Below are 17,362 nucleotides of genomic sequence, written 5' to 3' on the forward strand. Positions count from 1 at the left end.
AGCTCTCGTGCGACACGCCGGGCGTGTGGCACGAGAGCTCCGCACCCAATGGCAGGCCGGGTCAGTGGCGGCTCTCGAACTCCTGCACCACGGCGTAGCCCAGCCGGGTGTATACGCGGCGGGCCGCGGCGTTGTCGGCGTACATGCCCAGGGTCACCCAGTCGGCCTCGGCCAGCCCGGCCCGGGTCACGACGGCCGTGGTGGCCGCGGCGATGCCGTGCCCCCGCCAGGCGGGGTCGGTCGCGATGCTGCCCAGCGCCCAGGGCGTGCCCGGTTCGACCTGCCGGGCTCCGACGACCCCGCGCAGCGCACCGTCCGGGTCGCGCCAGCCCCACCAGCGGGCCCACGGGTCCTCGGGGCTCATCTCCGCGAGCGGGTTCGCGACGTCCAGGCACGCGCGCACCTCGGCCGCGGCCGACGGCCCGGTCAGCGCCTCGACCCGATCCTCGCCCGGCTGGGCGGCGGGGGCCTCGCGCGTGGCGAGGAAGTCCCAGCTCGACACCGACCGTCCGTCGCCGTCACGCAGGACGGCCGGCAGGTCCTCGGCAGCGACGCGGTCGGCCAGGAGGCCGAGCGTCCCGCGCGGCAGCCCCGCGCTGACCACACGGTCGCCGATCGCCCCCGAGCCCGCGACGCGGGCCAGCAGGTCCGCCGTCGCCCCGGCCGACCCCACGCCCCACAGGCCGACGGCCTGCGCGGGGCGGGCGGCGCCGTCGGGCCCCTCGATCCCGGCCGCCGGGACCGCGAGCGCCACGCTCAGCACGCACGCCTGCTCGTCCTGCCACACCCCGCGCACGTCCCACTCCGCGAGGTCCGTCAGGACAAAGGGGTGGGAGGCCCACCGGTCCGTCAGACCGGTCGAGCCTCCCAGCGTCCTTGCCTGCGTGCGGGTGTCCGGGGCGGTCACGCCTTCCCGGTGACGGCAGGAGCGTCGGTCGCGTCCGTGGCGGCGTCCGGTGCGGGCGCGGCCTTGGGCTTGGCGTCGACGCCCGCCTCCTTGCGCTGCTGCGCCGTGATGGGCGCGGGCGCCTGCGTCAGCGGGTCGAACCCGCCGCCCGACTTGGGGAACGCGATGACGTCGCGGATCGACTCCGACTTCGTCAGCAGCGCCACGATGCGGTCCCAGCCGAACGCGATGCCGCCGTGCGGCGGAGCGCCGAACGCGAAGGCGTCGAGCAGGAAGCCGAACTTCTCCTGCGCCTCCTCCTCGCCGATGCCCATGACCGCGAACACGCGCTCCTGGACGTCGCGGCGGTGGATACGGATCGAGCCGCCACCGATCTCGTTGCCGTTGCACACGATGTCGTACGCGTAGGCGAGCGCCTCGCCCGGGTTCTGCTCGAACGTGTCGATCCACTCGGGCGTGGGCGAGGTGAACGCGTGGTGCACCGCGGTCCAGGCCGAGTTGCCCAGTGCGACGTCGCCCTCGTCGGCGGCCTCGCCCGTGGGCTTGAACAGCGGGGCGTCGACGATCCAGACGAACGCCCACGCGTCCTCGTCGATCTGGCCCGTGCGCTTGGCGATCTCCTGACGGGCCGCGCCCAGCAGGGCGCGCGACTCGTTGGTCCGGCCCGCGGCGAAGAACACCGCGTCGCCCGGCTGCGCGCCGGTCGCGTCGCGCAGGCCCTCGCGCTCGGCCTCCGAGAGGTTCTTGGCGACCGGGCCCGCGAGGGTACCGTCCTCCTGGAACGTCACGTACGCCAGGCCCTTGGCCCCGCGCTGCTTGGCCCACTCCTGCCAGGCGTCGAACTGGCGGCGCGGCTGCGAGGCCCCGCCCGCCATGACGACGGCGCCCACGTACTCGGCCTGGAAGACGCGGAACGGGGTGTCCTTGAAGTAGTCCGTGAGCTCGACGAGCGGGTTGCCGAAGCGCAGGTCCGGCTTGTCCGAGCCGTACAGGCGCATCGCGTCGTGGAACGTCATGCGCGGGATGGGCGTGGGGATCTTGTACCCGATGAGGTCCCACAGCGCGACGAGGATCTTCTCGCCGAGCGCGATCACGTCGTCCTGCTCGACGAAGCTCATCTCGACGTCGAGCTGCGTGAACTCGGGCTGACGGTCCGCGCGGAAGTCCTCGTCGCGGTAGCAGCGGGCGATCTGGTAGTAGCGCTCCATGCCCGAGACCATGAGCAGCTGCTTGAACAGCTGCGGCGACTGCGGCAGCGCGTACCAGGAGCCCGGGGCCAGGCGCGCTGGCACCAGGAAGTCGCGGGCGCCCTCCGGGGTCGAGCGGGTCAGGGTCGGGGTCTCGATCTCCACGAAGTCCTGCGCGTCGAGCACGCGGCGTGCGGCCTGGTTGGCCTTGGCTCGCAGGCGCAGGGCGTGGGCCGGGGTGGGGCGGCGCAGATCCAGGTAGCGGTGCTTGAGGCGCGCCTCCTCGCCGATGACCTCGGTGCCCTCGAGGGCCGTGGAGACCTGGAACGGCAGCGGGGCGGACTCGTTGAGCACGACGACGTCGCTCGCCACGACCTCGACCTCACCCGTGGGGAGGTTCTTGTTCTCGTTGCCCTCGGGGCGCCGGGAGACCTCACCGGTGACCTGGAGCACGAACTCGGCGCGCAGCGGGTGCGCGATCGCCTCGTCACGGATGACGACCTGGGCGATGCCCGAGGCGTCACGCAGGTCGATGAAGGCCACCCCACCGTGATCGCGGCGACGATCGACCCAACCGGTGAGGGTGACGGTCTGACCGATCTGCTCGGCCCGCAGGGAGCCGGCTGTGTGGGTGCGAAGCACGGAGAGTCCTTCCGGAACATGCCGGGGCGCACAGTGGCGTCCCGGGATGGGAGTGGGGAGTGCGCAGACGACGCACGCGGACGAGTCTAGTCTGTGGGCGGACCACGTTCAGGAGAACTCTCCCCAGGAGGCACGCATGGCCAGGCGGATCGCGACCACGGACCGGATCGGACGCGCGGAGCTCGTCGCGTTCCTGCGCGCCAACCGGCGGGCCGTGCTGCTGACCCGGCGCGCGGGCGGCGCCCCGCAGATGAGCCCCGTCGCGTACGGGGTCGACGGCGAGGGGCGCGTCGTGGTCTCGACCTACCCCGACCGCGCCAAGGCCGTGAACCTGCGGCGCGACCCCGCCGCCTCGCTGTGCGTCCTGGGCGAGGACTTCGACGACGCCTGGGTCCAGGTCGACGGCACGGCCGAGGTGATCGACCTGCCCGACTCGGTCGAGCCCCTCGTCGAGTACTACCGCTCGATCGCCGGGGAGCATCCCGACTGGGACGAGTACCGCCGGGCCATGGTGGCGCAGGGCAAGTCGTTGCTGCGCGTGACGATCACCGGCTGGGGCCCCGTGGCCACGGGCGGGTTCCCGGCACGGCTCGCGCAGGACTGAGCGCGGGCGTCCGCCGGGCCGTCGCGTTCAGCGGACGGGGGCCGTGCCCATCGCGTGGCGGACCACGTACTCCGGCCCGACGTCCACGGACAGCCACCCCCACACCGACTCCGCGTCGTACGGCGTCCAGGAGACGGCGCACGCGAGGACCGCGACCTCGCCGTCCTCGAGCGCAGGCAGGGTCCACTCGAGCCCAGGGCGCTCGGCGGCTCCTCGCCGGTCGCTGGCAGCACCTGGCAACCCGAGCCGGCGCGGCACCTCGTCCACCAACGACAGGTCGCTCGCAAGCTGGGGATGGTCGGACGTCCACCGCGTGGGGCACAGCCCTCGGAGAGCGAGGCCCCAGACTCCTTCGCTGTCCGGCCCGCCGATGACCAACTCTGTGCGACCGTCGTCGACAGCGAGCGCCGCGAGGTGCTGCCCGTCGGCGGTCCCGACCTCGAGGCCGACGGGCTGATCAGCCATCTCGATGCGCAGGCCCGTCTCGATGGGCGCACCCAGCGCCCGGACCCGCCATGCCACACCCCAGGTCGTGGCCGGAGACCTCCCCTCCTCGTCGAAGGTCGGCAGGGGCGTGAGGATCTGCTCGAGCGACCACGAGGGGCCGCTCCAGTGCAGCAGCCGACCGCCGGCGGGCAGGGCCAACGCGGGGCCGGGAGCGGTTCCCAGGACCCGTCCGGCGCACCGGGCGGACAGGACGACGTCCCCGAACGGGGTCCGGACGTGCGGCGCCACGTCCTCCAGGGCGGGCAGCCCGCGAGAGGTCGGCCAGGCGGGCGTCATGGTGCGAGAGCGTAGCCGTCCTGGTGCATGCCTGTCCTAGAAGAGCAGCTGCTCGGCGCTCGCGGCCGCGCTCGTGCCCGTGCGTCCTGGCGGTCTGCCGCTGTCCCGGTGCTGCGTCACCAGACTCCCGGCCGGGTAGTCGCCCTCGTCGGGCCGCGCTCGCTCGCCAGGGGTCTCGGGGTGCCAGGCGGTCCGGGCGTGGCCGGACGTGCGCGCCTGGGACCGGTGCCCGGCGCTCGCGAAGCCGCGCTCGACGAGCAGGGGGCGCACCCGGTCCCACAACCAGTCCCGGTACGCGCGGCTCGCGTACGACCCGCCCGCGTAGATGCGTTCGTACCCCGCGACCCGCTCGGGGTGGTCGCGGCGCAGCCAGGCCATGAACCACTCGCGGGTGCCGGGCTTGAGGAACAGCGGGAGAACCGTGGCGCCGGTCGCGCCGGCCTCGTGGACCGCGTCGAGCAGGCGCGTGAGGTGGTCGGTCGAGTCGGTGAGCCACGGCAGGACCGGGGCGATCATGACCCCGCACGGCAGCCCGGCACCCCGGGCGGCGCGGATCAGGTCGAGGCGGGCGCGCGGCGTGGGCGTCCCGGGCTCGACGGCCTGCTGGAGGTCCTCGTCGACGAAGGCCAAGGAGACCCCGATGCCGACGTCCACGCTCTGCGCCGCCTGCGTCAGGCGCGGGAGGTCTCGGCGCAGGAGCGTGCCCTTGGTGAGGATCGAGAACGGCGTGCGCGAGGCCTCGAGGGCGTCGATGATCCCGGGCATGAGCCGGTAGCGTCCCTCGGCGCGCTGGTAGGGGTCGGTGTTGGTGCCGAGCGCGACCGCGTCGCCCGCCCAGGACGGCTTGGCGAGCTCGGCCCGCAGCACCTCGGCGACGTTCATCTTCACGACGATCTGGCTGTCGAAGTCCTCGCCGGGGTTCATGTCGAGGTAGCGGTGCGAGGGCCGCGCGAAGCAGTACGAGCACGCATGGGAGCATCCGCGGTACGGGTTGATCGTCCAGGTGAACGGCATGCGGGACTCCCCCGGCACCTTGGACAGCGCGCTCTTGGCGAGCACCTCGTGGAACGTGACCCCGGCGAACTCCGGGGTTCGCACGGTCCGCACGAGTCCCGCCATGCGGCCGAGCCCGGGCAGCGCGCCGTCGTCCGCCGTGATCGCCTGCCCGTCCCACCTCATCGCACCATTCGAACACATGTTCGATGATGTTGTCGATGCGGTCGCACGCCGCCTCGGACGACTCAGCCGAGCCCGTCCGCGCGCGCCCAGCGGTCGATCTCCGGCCCGGCGTCGGCGACCTGCTCCCCGCGTACGTCGAGCCCCTCCCCCACGACGGCGTCGGGAGCGAGGGCCGCGTAGACGTCGGGCGCCCGGCCGAGGCCGCTCATGGCGTGCGTCGTGACGGGCAGGATCGTCGTGCCCGCGGGCGAGACGCCGTCGAGGAAGCGGGAAGTGCGCGAAATGCCGCTGAGCATCGATACGCGCAAGGCCCGGCAGGGAACCCCTGCCGGGCCTCACGCGCGCCCACCCGGGTCAGCACCCAGGCAGCGGGCTCACTCCCCCGCGGGCACCACCCGCGGCCACAGGTCTTCCTCGGCCGGGGCCCACACCGCCGGGTCAGCGGCGACCTGCTCGCCCGAGCGGATGTCCTTGACCTGGTGCGGCACGACCTCGCCGTCCGCGCCGATCCCCGCGGGGAACCAAACGAACGGGATGCCGCGCCGGTCGGCGAACTTGATCTGCTTGCCGAACTTGGCCGCGCTCGGCGCGACCTCGACCGGGATGCCCCGCGAACGCAGCGCCACCGCGACCGCGTCCGACGCGGGACGCGTCTCCTCGCTCGTGACCGCGACCACGACCGCGCTCGGCACCGACCGCGTCGAGCGGACCAGGCCCGCGCTCAGCAGGCGCGAGACCAGGCGCGAGACGCCGATCGACAGCCCCACCCCCGGGTAGGTGTTCGCACCGTCCGAGGCCAGGGTGTCGTAGCGCCCGCCCGAGCAGATCGACCCGAGCTGCTCGTGCCCCACCAGCACCGTCTCGTAGACCGAACCCGTGTAGTAGTCCAGGCCGCGCGCGATCTTGAGGTCGGCGACGACGACCCCCGGCGCCCGCACGGCCGCCGCGTCGATCAGCGCCGACAGCTCGCGCAGGCCCTCCTCGAGCAGCTCCGAGGTCACGCCGTGCTCGGCCGCGAGCGCCCGCACCCGCTCCGCGACGCTCGCGTCCGAGCCGCAGATCGCCGCGAGCGCCAGGCACGCAGCCGCCTGCTCGGGCGTCGCGCCCGTCTCGGCGACCAGCAGCGCACCGACCTTGTCCGGGCCGATCTTGTCGAGCTTGTCGATGCTGCGCAGCACGCCCTCGACGTCGTCCAGCCCCAGCCCGCGGTAGAAGCCCTCGGCGACCTTGCGGTTGTTCACCAGGATGCGGACCTCGGGCACACCGATCGAGCGCAGCTCGCCCAGCGCCTCGGCCATGACCAGCGGCAGCTCGACCTCGAAGTGGTAGGGCAGCTCGCCCGCACCCACGACGTCGATGTCCGCCTGCACGAACTCACGGAAACGCCCGTCCTGGGGGCGCTCGCCGCGCCACACCTTCTGGATCTGGTGACGCTTGAACGGGAACGCCAGGTGACCGGCGTTCTCCAGCACGTAGCGCGCGAACGGGACGGTCAGGTCGAAGTGCAGGCCGAGCTGCTTGTCGGCCTTGCCCGACCGCTCGTCCGCGGCCCCCTCCGCCGCCTCCTCCTGGAGCCGGCGCAGCACGTACACCTCCTTGGAGGTCTCGCCCTTGCGCAGCAGCTGGTCCAGGGGCTCGACGGCTCGCGTCTCGATCCCCGCGAAACCATGGAGCTCGAACGTGCGGCGCAACGTGTCGAGCACGTGCTGCTCCACGACGCGTCCAGCAGGGAGCCATTCGGGGAAACCGGAGAGAGGTGTAGGTCGGGCCATGGGACCCGATCTTTCCAGACTCCCGGACCGGACGAGCAATCCGCTCACAGACCGCGCAGGTACGGGTTGGTCCGGCGCTCGCGGCCGATCGTGGTCAGCGGCCCGTGGCCCGGGACCACCTGGAGGGCGTCGTCGAGGCGCCCGACGACGTCGCGCAGGGTTCGCTGCATCGTCTCGCCGTCGCCGCCGGGCAGGTCGGTGCGCCCCACCGACCCTGCGAACAGGACGTCCCCCGCGAGCACGACCCCGGCCTGGGCGCCGCGGTCTGTGTCGTTCATCGTGTCGCCGTCGTTCGCCATGTCACTGTCGTTCGCCGTGCCACCGTCGCCGCGCGGGTCGGGTCCCAGCGCGACGGGCAGGTAGAGCGTCGAGCCCTGGGTGTGCCCCGGAGCGTGCAGGGCGTCGACCAGGACGCCGTCGAGGTCGAGCCGTTCGCGGGCCCCGGCCCCCGGCTCGCCGGCCGTACCGAAGGTGCGCACGTCGCGCGGAGCCCGGTAGTCCTCGACCCGTGCCCCGCCCGCGGCGAGCGCCGCGGCCAGGGGGCCGGGCACGACCCGGCCGTCGGGCCCCGCGGGCGGGGCGCTCTCGATCGTGCCCAGAGGGTCGGCGAGCCGGTAGGCGTCTGCCGCGTGGATCCAGAACGGGACGCCGTAGAGCTCGCACAGCTCGGCCGCGTCCCAGGTGTGGTCGGCGTGCCCGTGCGTGGCCAGGACCGCTCGAGGCGCGAGCCCCTGCTCGCGCACGAGCTCCACGACGCCGGGGACGACCCCGGCCCCTGCGTCGACGATCACGCAGGGGCGCGCGGCGCCGTCGGGCAGCGGTCCCTCGAGGCGGGGTACGACGAGCGTGCAGTTGGTGCCGAACACGGGGGCCACCACGAGGAAGAGGTCCATGGGACGACACTAACGACCCGCACAAAGGGGGCACCTGATACCGGACCGTGACCTGAAAGGCGGCACGACACGGCGCCAGAACGCTCCCGATGCCTAGACTGTCCTCTGAAACCGTGGATCACCCGTGCACAGAACGCGCCCTCGCGCCCGCACGCGGAGCGGCCCGTGACGTGAGACGAAGGAGTTGGGGTGACGACGAGCAAGCGCGAACGCGAGCGTGCCCGCCGCCGCGAGGAGAAGTGGACCCAGCGTCAGGCGCAGGCTCGCGCCCGCAAGCAGCGGACGTGGACCATCGTCGGCGCGGTCGCCGCGCTCGCCGTCGTGGGTGGTGTCGTCGTGCTGGCACTCTCCGCGAACTCGGACGCCGTCGCGACCGACAAGACCTTCACGCTCCCTCCCCCTTCCGCCGCAGAGGACCGCGAGTGGACGGGCGAGCTGCGCACCAGCGCGGGCGACATCGAGTTCACGCTCGACGGGCAGGCCGCTCCTCAGACCGTCGCGAGCTTCGTCTCGCTCGCCCAGGGCGAGTTCTTTGACGGCACGCAGTGCCACCGCCTGACGACCTCGGGGATCTTCGTCCTGCAGTGCGGCGACCCCACGGGCACCGGGACCGGGGGTCCGGGCTACTCGTTCGGGCCCGTCGAGAACACGCCCGAGGACGGGTTCTTCCCCGCGGGCACCATCGCCATGGCCCGTGCCCAGACCACGGACTCCCACGGCAGCCAGTTCTTCCTCGTCTACGAGGACACCACCTTGCCGACCGACACCGGTGGGTACACAGTTTTCGGCAAGATCACATCCGGCTTGGACGTCGTCCGAGCAGTCGCTGACGCGGGGACAGCGGACGGGGCCCCTGACGGCTCCCCCGCGACCCCGGTCACCATCGAAGGAGTTGAGACCCAGTGAGCGAGAGCACCGAGAACCACGCGAACTCTCCGGCGCAGGCATCCGAGGAGGCCACCGCAACGGAGCAGGTCGAGGTGCCGGCGGTCGCTGAACCGGCCGAGGGCGCCGAGGCACCCGCCGCCACGGAGACCGTCGAGACCGACGCGCCCGTGGCAGCAGCCGACGAGGCCCCCTCCGTCGAGGAAGCCGCGCCCGTCGCGGACGAGGCTCCTTCCGAGGCCACGGCCGACACCGACGCTGAGGTCACCGACGCCGCACCTGCAGCGGACGAGACGGACGCCGCACCGGCCCCCGTCGCCGAGGCCGAGGCCGAGGCCGAGCAGGCTCCCGCGGCCGACGCCCCTGAGGCGGCCCCGGCCCCCAAGCCCAGCCCCGCGCCCAAGCCGAGCGCCGTCCCGGTGCCCCGGCCCCCGCGCCCGGGTGCCCCGGCTGCTGCGACCCCTGCCGCCGCGTCGATCGCCCCGGCCGCGGCCGCGGCGGTCATCCCTGACGACAGCGCCGCCGCGAAGTCCGCGGCCGGGTTCGGCCGCGTCGACGAGGAGGGCACGGTCTACGTGACCGAGGCCGCGGGCGAGCGCAGCGTCGGGCAGTTCCCCGGGGTCACCCCCGAGGAGGCGCTCGCGCTCTACGTGCGTCGCTACCTGGACCTGCAGGCCAAGGTCGCGCTCTTCGAGGCCCGGCTGACCGGTACGGACCTGTCCGTCAAGGAGATCGACTCGACCCTCGCCAAGCTCGGCGAGGAGACCGCCGAGCCCTCGGCCGTCGGCGACCTGGACGGCCTGCGCGCGCACGTCGAGTCGCTGCGCACGGTCGCGGCTGCGCGCCGCGCCGAGCTCGAGGCCGAGCGCAACGCTGCCAAGGAGGCGGCGCTCGCCGCCCGCACCGAGATCATCGAGGCAGCCGAGAAGATCGCCTCGACGGACCCGGCGCGCATCCAGTGGCGTCCCGCGGGCGAGGAGCTGCGCAAGCTGCTCGACCAGTGGAAGGATGCCCAGCGCAACGGGCCGAGGATCGACCGGGCCAGCGAGGAGGCGCTCTGGAAGCGCTTCAGCCACGCCCGCACGGCCTTCGACCGCGAGCGTCGGCACTACTTCGCCGAGCTCGAGCAGCGCAACTCCTCCGCGAAGGAGGTCAAGGAGAAGCTCGTGCAGCGGGCCGAGGCCCTGCAGAACAGCACGGACTGGGGCGCCACGGCCGGCGCTTTCCGCGACCTCATGACCGAGTGGAAGGCCGCCGGGCGCGCCAACCGCCGCGACGACGACGCCCTGTGGGCCCGCTTCCGTGCAGCGCAGGACGCGTTCTTCGAGGCCCGGGACGCGCTCAACGCCGCCACGGACGCCGAGTACGCGGAGAACCTGGTCGTCAAGGAGGCTCTGCTGGAGCAGGCCGAGAAGCTCGTCCCCGTGACGGACCTCGCGCAGGCCAAGACGGCCCTGCGGGACATCCAGGAGAAGTGGGAGGACGCCGGCAAGGTTCCTCGCGCCGACATCCAGCGCGTCGAGGCCCGCCTGCGCGCGGTCGAGACCGCGGTCCGCGACGCCGAGCAGTCCCAGTGGTCGCGCTCCAACCCTGAGACGCGTGCGCGCGCCGAGGGCGCGGCCGCCCAGCTCGAGTCCGCGATCGCGGGCCTCGAGGAGGACCTGGCCGCTGCGACCGCCAAGGGCGACAAGCGCAAGATCGCCGAGATCGAGTCCTCGATCGCGGCTCGCCGCGCCTGGCTCGAGCAGGTCGTGAAGGCCGCCGAGGACTCCCGCGGCTGATCCTGCACCATCCGAGGGGCCCGGGCGGGCCTGTGGACGACGAGAGTTTCCACAGGTCCGACCGGGCCCCTCGCGCATGTCCGGACGAGGCGCCAGGCTGGCCCCATGTCCACCGGCACCGCTCCCCGCGCCCACGCGCCCGCCCCACCGGGCACCGGACCTGCTGGACCGCACCACCCGGCGGACGTCGCCATGGCCGTCCGCGTGCCGCCCGCGCCCGAGCTCGTGCGGCCGGCGCACGTCGGCGGTGCCGTCGCGTTCGCGGACCTGGTCCGCTCGGGGGCGTTGGTGCGCGTCCGGGGAGACGTCGCCGTCCGCCCGACGACGCCGCTCACCCCCGCAGTCCGTGCGGCCTCCCTGGCTCACCTCGTGCCCGAGCGCACCGTGATCGGCGGCCTGAGCGCCGCATGGGTGCACGGCGGGACGCCGGCTCCCTCGACGGTCGAGGTGATCCACCCGCTCGGCGTCCACCGCCCGCCACCGCTGCCCGGACGAGCCCCGCGGCAGAGCGCCCTCCTGCGTACCGAGGTCGCGCTGATCGGCGGCGTCCTGGTGACGACGATCGAGCGCACGGCCCTGGACCTCGCGTGCCTGCACGACCCGCGGGCAAGCGGCCCCGTCCTGGTCGCGCTCGTGGCACGGTGCGGGCTCGACCTCGACGCGGTCCGGGACGCGCTCGACCTGCGGTCTCGGCGCACCGGCGCGCCCAGGGCCCGCCGGGTCCTGGGCGCACTCTCCGGACGCCTGCGGGCCGCGCCCGCAGGCGGCGAGCCCGGCCCCCGTCTACCGTGAACAGATGCCTCGTTCCACGACCCCGGCGGTCGAGCTCGACGTCGACGGACGCACCGTGCGCGTCACGAGCCCGGACCGTGTCGTCTTCCCCGGCCGCGGCCTCACCAAGCTCGACGTCGTCACGTACTTCCAGTCGGTCGGTCCCGGGATCCTCGCGGCGCTGCGCGAACGGCCCACGACGCTCGAGCGCTGGCCCAAGGGCGTGTTCGAGGGGGCCAGGCTCAGCACGCGCACCGACAGCAGCGGCGACGCGTTCTTCCAGAAGCGGCTGCCCCAGGGGGCCCCGGACTACGTCGAGACCGCCCGGATCGCGTTCCCCAGCGGCCGCACCGCCGACGAGGTGCGGCCCACCGAGCTCGCGGTGGTGCTCTGGGCCGCGAACCTCGGCACCCTCACGTTCCACCCGTGGCCGGTCACGGGGGCCGACGTCGAGGCTCCCGACCAGCTCCGCATCGACCTGGACCCCCAGCCCGGGACCGACTACACGGACGCGGCCAGGGTCGCGCCTCACCTGCGCGAGGTGCTCACGGAGCTGGGGCTCGAGGGGTTCCCCAAGACGTCAGGCGGGCGCGGTCTGCACGTGTTCGTCCCCATCACGCCGAGCTGGGGCTTCGTCGAGGCACGCCGGGCGACCATCGCCATCGGGCGCGAGCTCGAACGGCGCCTGCCGGACCAGGTCACCACGAAGTGGTGGAAGGAGGAGCGGGGCGAGAAGATCTTCGTCGACTACAACCAGATGGCCCGCGACCGCACGATCGCCTCGGCCTACTCGATCCGTGCCAACGCCCGCGCCACCGTCTCGGCTCCCCTGCACTGGGAGGAGGTGCCCGACGTCGGGCCCGACGACTTCGACGTCCTGACCATGCCGGCGCGCTTCGCCGAGGTCGGCGACCTGCATGCACGCCTCGACGCGACGAGCCCGGGCGAGCGGTACTCGCTCGAGGCAGCGCTCGAGCTCGCGGCGCGCGACGAGCGCGACCACGGGCTGGGCGACCTGCCCTACCCTCCCGAGCACCCCAAGATGGCGGGCGAGCCCAAGCGGGTCCAGCCCAGCAAGGACGCCTCGCGGCACGAGGAGCACGACGAGAAGGCTTGACCGCTCTCCGCGTGCCTCGACCGCTCGTGCACGTCTCTTCGGGTCCAGGCCGCCGGTCCAGCGCCTGGCCCCGGAGTTCACTGCTCAGCTGCGGGCACAATGGCGTGATGCTCAGCACCCGTCGTGCCCGTCACGACCTCGCGTCAGCCTCGCTCGCCGCCCGCGACGACGACGAGCTGTCCGCGTTCCTCCGTGATGCACCGACCAGCGCGGTGGGCGTCGGCGGTGGCACCTGCGTGCTCGACGTCGACGGCATCACGGTGTTCGCCAAGCGAGTCCCGATCACCGACCGTGAACTGGCGCATCCGCACAGCACGGCGAACCTGTTCGACCTGCCGACCTTCTGTCAGTACGGCATGCACCGACTCGCCGGCCCGGGCTTCGGCGCGTGGCGCGAGCTGGCCGCGAACGTCACCGTCACCGAAGGTGTCCTCGACGGTGAGTCGGAGTCCTTCGCCCTGCTGCACCACTGGCGGGTGCTCCCGGGACGCCCACCGGTCGCGCCCGAGCATCGGGACATCGAGGCGGTCGTCGCCCAGTTCGGAGGCGACCCGGCAGTCCGGACCCGCTTCGAGGAGCTGGCCGACGCGACCTCCAGCCTCGTGCTCTTTCTCGAGCACCTCCCCGACCGGCTGGTCGAGAGGCTGGAGAACCCGGCGGAGAGCGTCGAGACGTTCGAGCGGCAGCTCTTCGAGGCCGTCGCGTTCCTGCGTCGCAGGGAGGTCCTGCACATGGACGGACACTTCGGCAACCTGCGGGTCGACGACGATCAGATCTACCTCGTCGACCTCGGGCTGGCCACCTCGCCTCGATTCGACCTGTCCGACGCCGAGCGTGACTTCGTCGCGGACCACGTCGACCACGATGCCGACTACGCGGCGATGCGACTGGTCAACTGGCTGGTCACCACGGTGTGCGATGTGCCGTTGCCGGCCAGCGGCGGCCTTGCTGCACGCAACGCCACCGTGCGTCGGTGCGCGAGCGGCGACATCCCGCCGGAGGTGCCGGTGGCAGTGGCGCGCGTCCTGGCCCGGCACGCTCCCACGGCGGCCCGGATGAACGACTTCTGCTGGCGACTGTTCGACGGCGACCTGCAGGCGCGGTATCCCGGGGCAGTCCCGACCCGGTCCGGCCCAGCGCTCGCTCCTTCCCCGTCCCTACCAAGCCCCCAGCCGCTCGGTGGACAGGAGTGACACTCGCCGATGCCTGCGCAGTCGGTCCTTGCGTCGTTCCGGTTCCGTGACCACCGAGCCCGGGTGCATCGGCCGGCGACGGCGTCCGCTCACGCTGCCCCCGGCGCCCCCGGAAGCAGCTCGTCGAGCCGGTAGCTCACGGGCTCCTCGAGCTGCTCGTACGTGCACGAGCCGGGCTCCCGGTCCGTGCGCCAGCGCCGGAGCTGGACCGTGTGCCGGAACCGGGACCCCTCCATGTGGTCGTAGGCCACCTCGAGGACCTTCTCGACGCGCAGCGGCACGAACGACAGGTCCTTGGTGCCGCTCCACCGCGACTGCGCGCCGGGCATGCGTCCGGACCCGGGGCTCTCCCACCCCGCCCAGGGGTGCTCTTCGGCCTCGGGGCTCCCGGGGTCCAGCACGAGAGGCGCCAGCTCCGCCACGAGCTCGGCCCGTCGCGCCATGGGGAACGATGCCGCCACCCCGACGAACTGCAGCGCTCCCGCGTCGTCGTACAGGCCCAGCAGCAGCGAGCCCACGAGCGGGTCCTCGGGGGTCGAGGACTTGTGCAGCCGGTATCCCGCGAGCACCACGTCCGCCGTGCGCTCGTGCTTGACCTTGAGCATGACCCGCTTGTTGGGCTGGTAGGGCGCGGCGAGCGGCTTGGCGACGACACCGTCGAGGCCCGCGCCCTCGAAGACCGCGAACCAGTCCTGGGCCACCGCACGGTCCGTCGTGCGGGGGGTCAGGTGCACGTGCGGGCCGTCGAGCCCCAGCCCCGCGAGGAGCTCCTGGCGCCGGCTCAGCGGCTCCTGCGTGACGTCGTCGTCCCCCAGCGCCAGCAGGTCGAACACCACGAGGCTCGCGGGCGTCTCGGCGGCCAGGCGGGCGACGCGCGAGGCCGCGGGGTGGATGCGCTGCTGGAGTGCCTCGAAGTCCAGCCTGCCGCCCTGGGCGAGCACGATCTCGCCGTCGACCACGCACCGCTCGGGCAACGCGCCGAGCACGGCCGCCACGACGTCCGGGAAGTAGCGCTCCATGGGCTTGGCGCTGCGGCTGTCGAGGCGGACCTCGTCGCCGTCACGGTAGACGATCGCGCGGAAGCCGTCCCACTTGGGTTCGAACACGAGCCCGCCGTCGACCGCGGCGGGGTCCGGGACGCCCGAGACCGACTTGGCGAGCATGGGCAGCGTAGGCGGGAGCACGGGCAGGTCCATCCCCCGATGCTGCCACCGGGGGCACCGTGGCACCCGTCGAGCGGGCCCCTCGCGTGGACGACGAACGCCCCACGTGCGCGACGTCGTCGGGCAGGTGGGGCGTTCGAAGCGCGCGGGGTCAGGCCGGCAGCTGAGGCTGCTCGGCCGCCTTGGAGCCCGTGATGCGGTAGACGTCGAACACCCCGTCGATCTTGCGGACCGCGGACAGGACCGTGGCCAGGTGCCCGGGCTCGGCCATCTCGAACACGAACCGGGACATCGCGACCCGGTCGTTCGAGGTGGAGACCGTCGCGGACAGGATGTTGACGTGGTGGTCCGACAGGACACGGGTCACGTCCGAGAGCAGGCGCGAGCGGTCGAGGGCCTCGACCTGGATCTGGACCAGGAACAGGGCGTTGCTGCCCGTGGTCCAGTCGACCTCGACGATGCGCTCGGGCTGGTTGCGCAGCCCGACGACGTTCGCGCAGTCCGCGCGGTGGACGCTGACGCCCTGCCCGCGCGTGATGAAGCCGATGATCTCGTCGCCAGGTACCGGGGTGCAGCACTTGGCGAGCTTGACCCAGATGTCGTCCACGCCCTTGACGACCACGCCCGGGTCGCCCGTGCGGGGGCGGCGCGAGGTGTGCCCGGGGCGCGCGACCTCCGCGAGGTCCTCGGACGCGCCGTCCTCGCCGCCCATGGCGTGCACGAGCTTCTGCACGACGCTCGCGGCGGAGACCTGTCCCTCGCCGATCGCGGCGTAGAGCGCCGAGACGTCGGGGTAGCGCATCTCGTTGGCGAGCGCCACGAGCGACTCGTGGCTGAGCAGGCGCTGGATGGGCAGGTTCTGCTTGCGCATGGCCTTGGCGATCGCGGTCTTGCCGTGCTCGACGGCCTCCTCGCGGCGCTCCTTGGAGAACCACTGGCGGATCTTGTTGCGCGCGCGGGGGCTGTTGACGAACGCGAGCCAGTCGCGGCTGGGCCCGGCGGTCTCCGACTTGGACGTCAGGATGTCGACGACGTCGCCGTTCTCGAGCGTCGAGTCGAGCGGCACCAGGCGACCGTTGACCCGGGCGCCCATGGTGCGGTGCCCGACCTCGGTGTGCACGGCGTAGGAGAAGTCGACCGGGGTCGACCCCGCGGGCAACGCGATGACGTCACCCTTGGGCGTGAAGACGTAGACCTCCGCGCCGCCGATCTCGAAGCGCAGCGAGTCCAGGAACTCGGAGGGGTCCGCGGTCTCGCGCTGCCAGTCCACGAGCTGGCGCAGCCAGGCCATGTCGTTCTGCGCGGGCTCGGGAGCCCCGCTCGCCTTGGCGATCTCCTTGTACTTCCAGTGCGCAGCGACGCCGTACTCCGCGCGGCGGTGCATGTCGTGCGTGCGGATCTGGATCTCGACGGGCTTGCCGCCGGGGCCGATCACCGTGGTGTGCAGCGACTGGTACATGTTGAACTTGGGCATCGCGATGTAGTCCTTGAACCGGCCCGGCACCGGGTTCCATCGCGCGTGCAGCGCACCGAGCGCCGCGTAGCAGTCGCGCACCGTGTCCACGAGGACGCGTGCGCCGACCAGGTCGTAGATCTCCGCGAAGTCGTGCCCGCGCACGATCATCTTCTGGTAGATCGAGTAGTAGTGCTTGGGGCGGCCGGTCACGGTCGCCTTGATCTTGGCGGTGCGCAGGTCCGCCGTGACCTGCTCGCGGACCACGGCGAGGTACTCCTCGCGGGCCGGGGCGCGCTCGGCGACCAGGTGGACGATCTCCTCGTACACCTTGGGGTAGAGGGTCGCGAACGACAGGTCCTCGAGCTCCCACTTGATGGTGTTCATGCCCAGGCGGTGGGCCAGGGGCGCGTAGATCTCGAGGGTCTCGCGCGCCTTGCGCTCGGCCGAGGAGGACGGCACGAACTTCCAGGTGCGGGCGTTGTGCAGGCGGTCGGCCAGCTTGATGACCAGCACGCGGATGTCGCGGGCCATGGCCACGACCATCTTGCGCACGGTCTCGGCCTGGGCCGCGTCGCCGTAGGTCACCTTGTCGAGCTTGGTGACGCCGTCGACGAGCATCGCGATCTCTTCGCCGTACTCCTCGGTGAGGCGCTCGAGCGAGTACTCGGTGTCCTCGACCGTGTCGTGGAGCAGCGCGGCGGCCAGCGTCGCGCCGTCGAAGCCGAGGTCCGCGAGGATCGTGGCGACCGCGACCGGGTGGGTGATGTACGGGTCGCCGCTCTTGCGCATCTGGCCGCGGTGGGCCTTCTCCGCCGTCGCGTACGCCCGCTCGATCACCGAGAGGTCGGACTTGGGGTGGTTGGTACGTACCGCCTGCAGCACCGGCTCGAGGGCGGGCGTGCCGCCCTGGCTCCCCCGCACACCGAACCGCACGAGGCGCGAGCGTACGCGCGCCGCCGAGGACGGCCCGCTCTCACCGGACGATCGACCCGTCCGTGTCTCTTCGCTCATGCGTGCCTCCTCTCCCTG

Annotated in this window: 15 protein-coding genes; 6 read left to right on the forward strand and 9 right to left on the reverse strand. The window is 72.9% G+C overall.

All coding sequences use genetic code 11. The annotated features are described in order from the left end of the window. Positions 1 to 61: 61 nt before the first annotated feature. A complete protein-coding gene (locus ASE27_RS14945; RefSeq protein ID WP_056652059.1) occupies positions 62 to 907 on the reverse strand; it encodes a GNAT family N-acetyltransferase in 846 nt (281 codons plus the stop codon). Further along, complete coding sequence (gene aspS / locus ASE27_RS14950) at positions 904 to 2,736, reverse strand: aspartate--tRNA ligase (protein WP_056652062.1); 1,833 nt, start codon at positions 2,734 to 2,736, stop codon at positions 904 to 906. The genes ASE27_RS14945 and aspS overlap by 4 nt, the downstream gene beginning before the upstream one ends. Before the next feature lie 136 nt (positions 2,737 to 2,872). On the opposite strand from aspS, the gene ASE27_RS14955 reads away from it, so the two are divergent. After that, positions 2,873 to 3,340, forward strand: a complete 468-nt coding sequence (locus ASE27_RS14955; RefSeq protein ID WP_056652064.1) for a PPOX class F420-dependent oxidoreductase — start codon at positions 2,873 to 2,875, stop codon at positions 3,338 to 3,340. A gap of 27 nt (positions 3,341 to 3,367) precedes the next feature. Here the strand turns inward: ASE27_RS14955 and ASE27_RS14960 are convergent, their stop codons facing one another. The 5 genes from ASE27_RS14960 to ASE27_RS14980 all read right to left on the reverse strand — a co-directional run bounded on the left by ASE27_RS14960 (position 3,368) and on the right by ASE27_RS14980 (position 7,967). After that, complete coding sequence (locus tag ASE27_RS14960; protein WP_056652067.1) at positions 3,368 to 4,123, reverse strand: hypothetical protein; 756 nt, start codon at positions 4,121 to 4,123, stop codon at positions 3,368 to 3,370. 36 nt (positions 4,124 to 4,159) lie between these two features. After that, entirely contained in the window at positions 4,160 to 5,302 is a 1,143-nt protein-coding gene (locus tag ASE27_RS14965; protein ID WP_056652069.1) for an Rv2578c family radical SAM protein, read from the reverse strand. Between the two features lie 62 nt (positions 5,303 to 5,364). Beyond that, positions 5,365 to 5,598: a hypothetical protein gene (locus ASE27_RS14970; RefSeq protein ID WP_056652072.1), complete on the reverse strand. Its 234-nt coding sequence runs from the start codon at positions 5,596 to 5,598 to the stop codon at positions 5,365 to 5,367. Positions 5,599 to 5,676: 78 nt separating this feature from the next. Then, positions 5,677 to 7,074: a histidine--tRNA ligase gene (gene hisS, locus ASE27_RS14975; RefSeq protein ID WP_056652075.1), complete on the reverse strand. Its 1,398-nt coding sequence runs from the start codon at positions 7,072 to 7,074 to the stop codon at positions 5,677 to 5,679. Positions 7,075 to 7,118: 44 nt separating this feature from the next. After that, positions 7,119 to 7,967 carry an MBL fold metallo-hydrolase gene (locus ASE27_RS14980; protein ID WP_056652078.1) on the reverse strand — a complete coding sequence of 283 codons (849 nt, stop codon included), beginning with the start codon at positions 7,965 to 7,967 and terminating at the stop codon, positions 7,119 to 7,121. Positions 7,968 to 8,156: 189 nt separating this feature from the next. Between ASE27_RS14980 and ASE27_RS14985 the strand changes: the two genes are divergently transcribed. From ASE27_RS14985 to ASE27_RS15005, 5 genes are all read left to right on the forward strand, one after another. Continuing rightward, the gene (locus tag ASE27_RS14985; RefSeq protein WP_056652081.1) at positions 8,157 to 8,873 is read left to right on the forward strand and encodes a peptidylprolyl isomerase; all 717 of its coding nucleotides are present in this window, start codon (positions 8,157 to 8,159) and stop codon (positions 8,871 to 8,873) included. Next, entirely contained in the window at positions 8,870 to 10,633 is a 1,764-nt protein-coding gene (locus ASE27_RS14990) for a DUF349 domain-containing protein (protein WP_056652085.1), read from the forward strand. Before ASE27_RS14985 ends, ASE27_RS14990 begins: the two co-directional genes overlap by 4 nt. 105 nt (positions 10,634 to 10,738) lie before the next feature. Further along, a complete protein-coding gene (locus tag ASE27_RS14995) occupies positions 10,739 to 11,425 on the forward strand; it encodes a hypothetical protein (protein ID WP_157257651.1) in 687 nt (228 codons plus the stop codon). A 4-nt stretch (positions 11,426 to 11,429) separates the two neighbouring features. After that, complete coding sequence (gene ligD, locus ASE27_RS15000) at positions 11,430 to 12,521, forward strand: non-homologous end-joining DNA ligase (RefSeq protein WP_056652090.1); 1,092 nt, start codon at positions 11,430 to 11,432, stop codon at positions 12,519 to 12,521. A gap of 236 nt (positions 12,522 to 12,757) precedes the next feature. Then, positions 12,758 to 13,714, forward strand: coding sequence for a serine/threonine protein phosphatase (locus ASE27_RS15005; protein ID WP_200955956.1), 957 nt, complete (start codon positions 12,758 to 12,760; stop codon positions 13,712 to 13,714). An 89-nt stretch (positions 13,715 to 13,803) separates the two neighbouring features. Here ASE27_RS15005 and ASE27_RS15010 read toward each other — a convergent pair whose 3' ends face one another. Together ASE27_RS15010 and ASE27_RS15015 are read right to left on the reverse strand one after the other, a co-directional pair. After that, positions 13,804 to 14,910, reverse strand: a complete 1,107-nt coding sequence (locus ASE27_RS15010; RefSeq protein WP_056652094.1) for an ATP-dependent DNA ligase — start codon at positions 14,908 to 14,910, stop codon at positions 13,804 to 13,806. A gap of 118 nt (positions 14,911 to 15,028) precedes the next feature. Beyond that, positions 15,029 to 17,344: a bifunctional (p)ppGpp synthetase/guanosine-3',5'-bis(diphosphate) 3'-pyrophosphohydrolase gene (locus ASE27_RS15015; RefSeq protein ID WP_056652096.1), complete on the reverse strand. Its 2,316-nt coding sequence runs from the start codon at positions 17,342 to 17,344 to the stop codon at positions 15,029 to 15,031. Positions 17,345 to 17,362 lie beyond the last annotated feature (18 nt).

The sequence above is a fragment of the Oerskovia sp. Root918 genome (assembly GCF_001428945.1).
GTDB classification, from domain to species: domain Bacteria; phylum Actinomycetota; class Actinomycetes; order Actinomycetales; family Cellulomonadaceae; genus Oerskovia; species Oerskovia enterophila.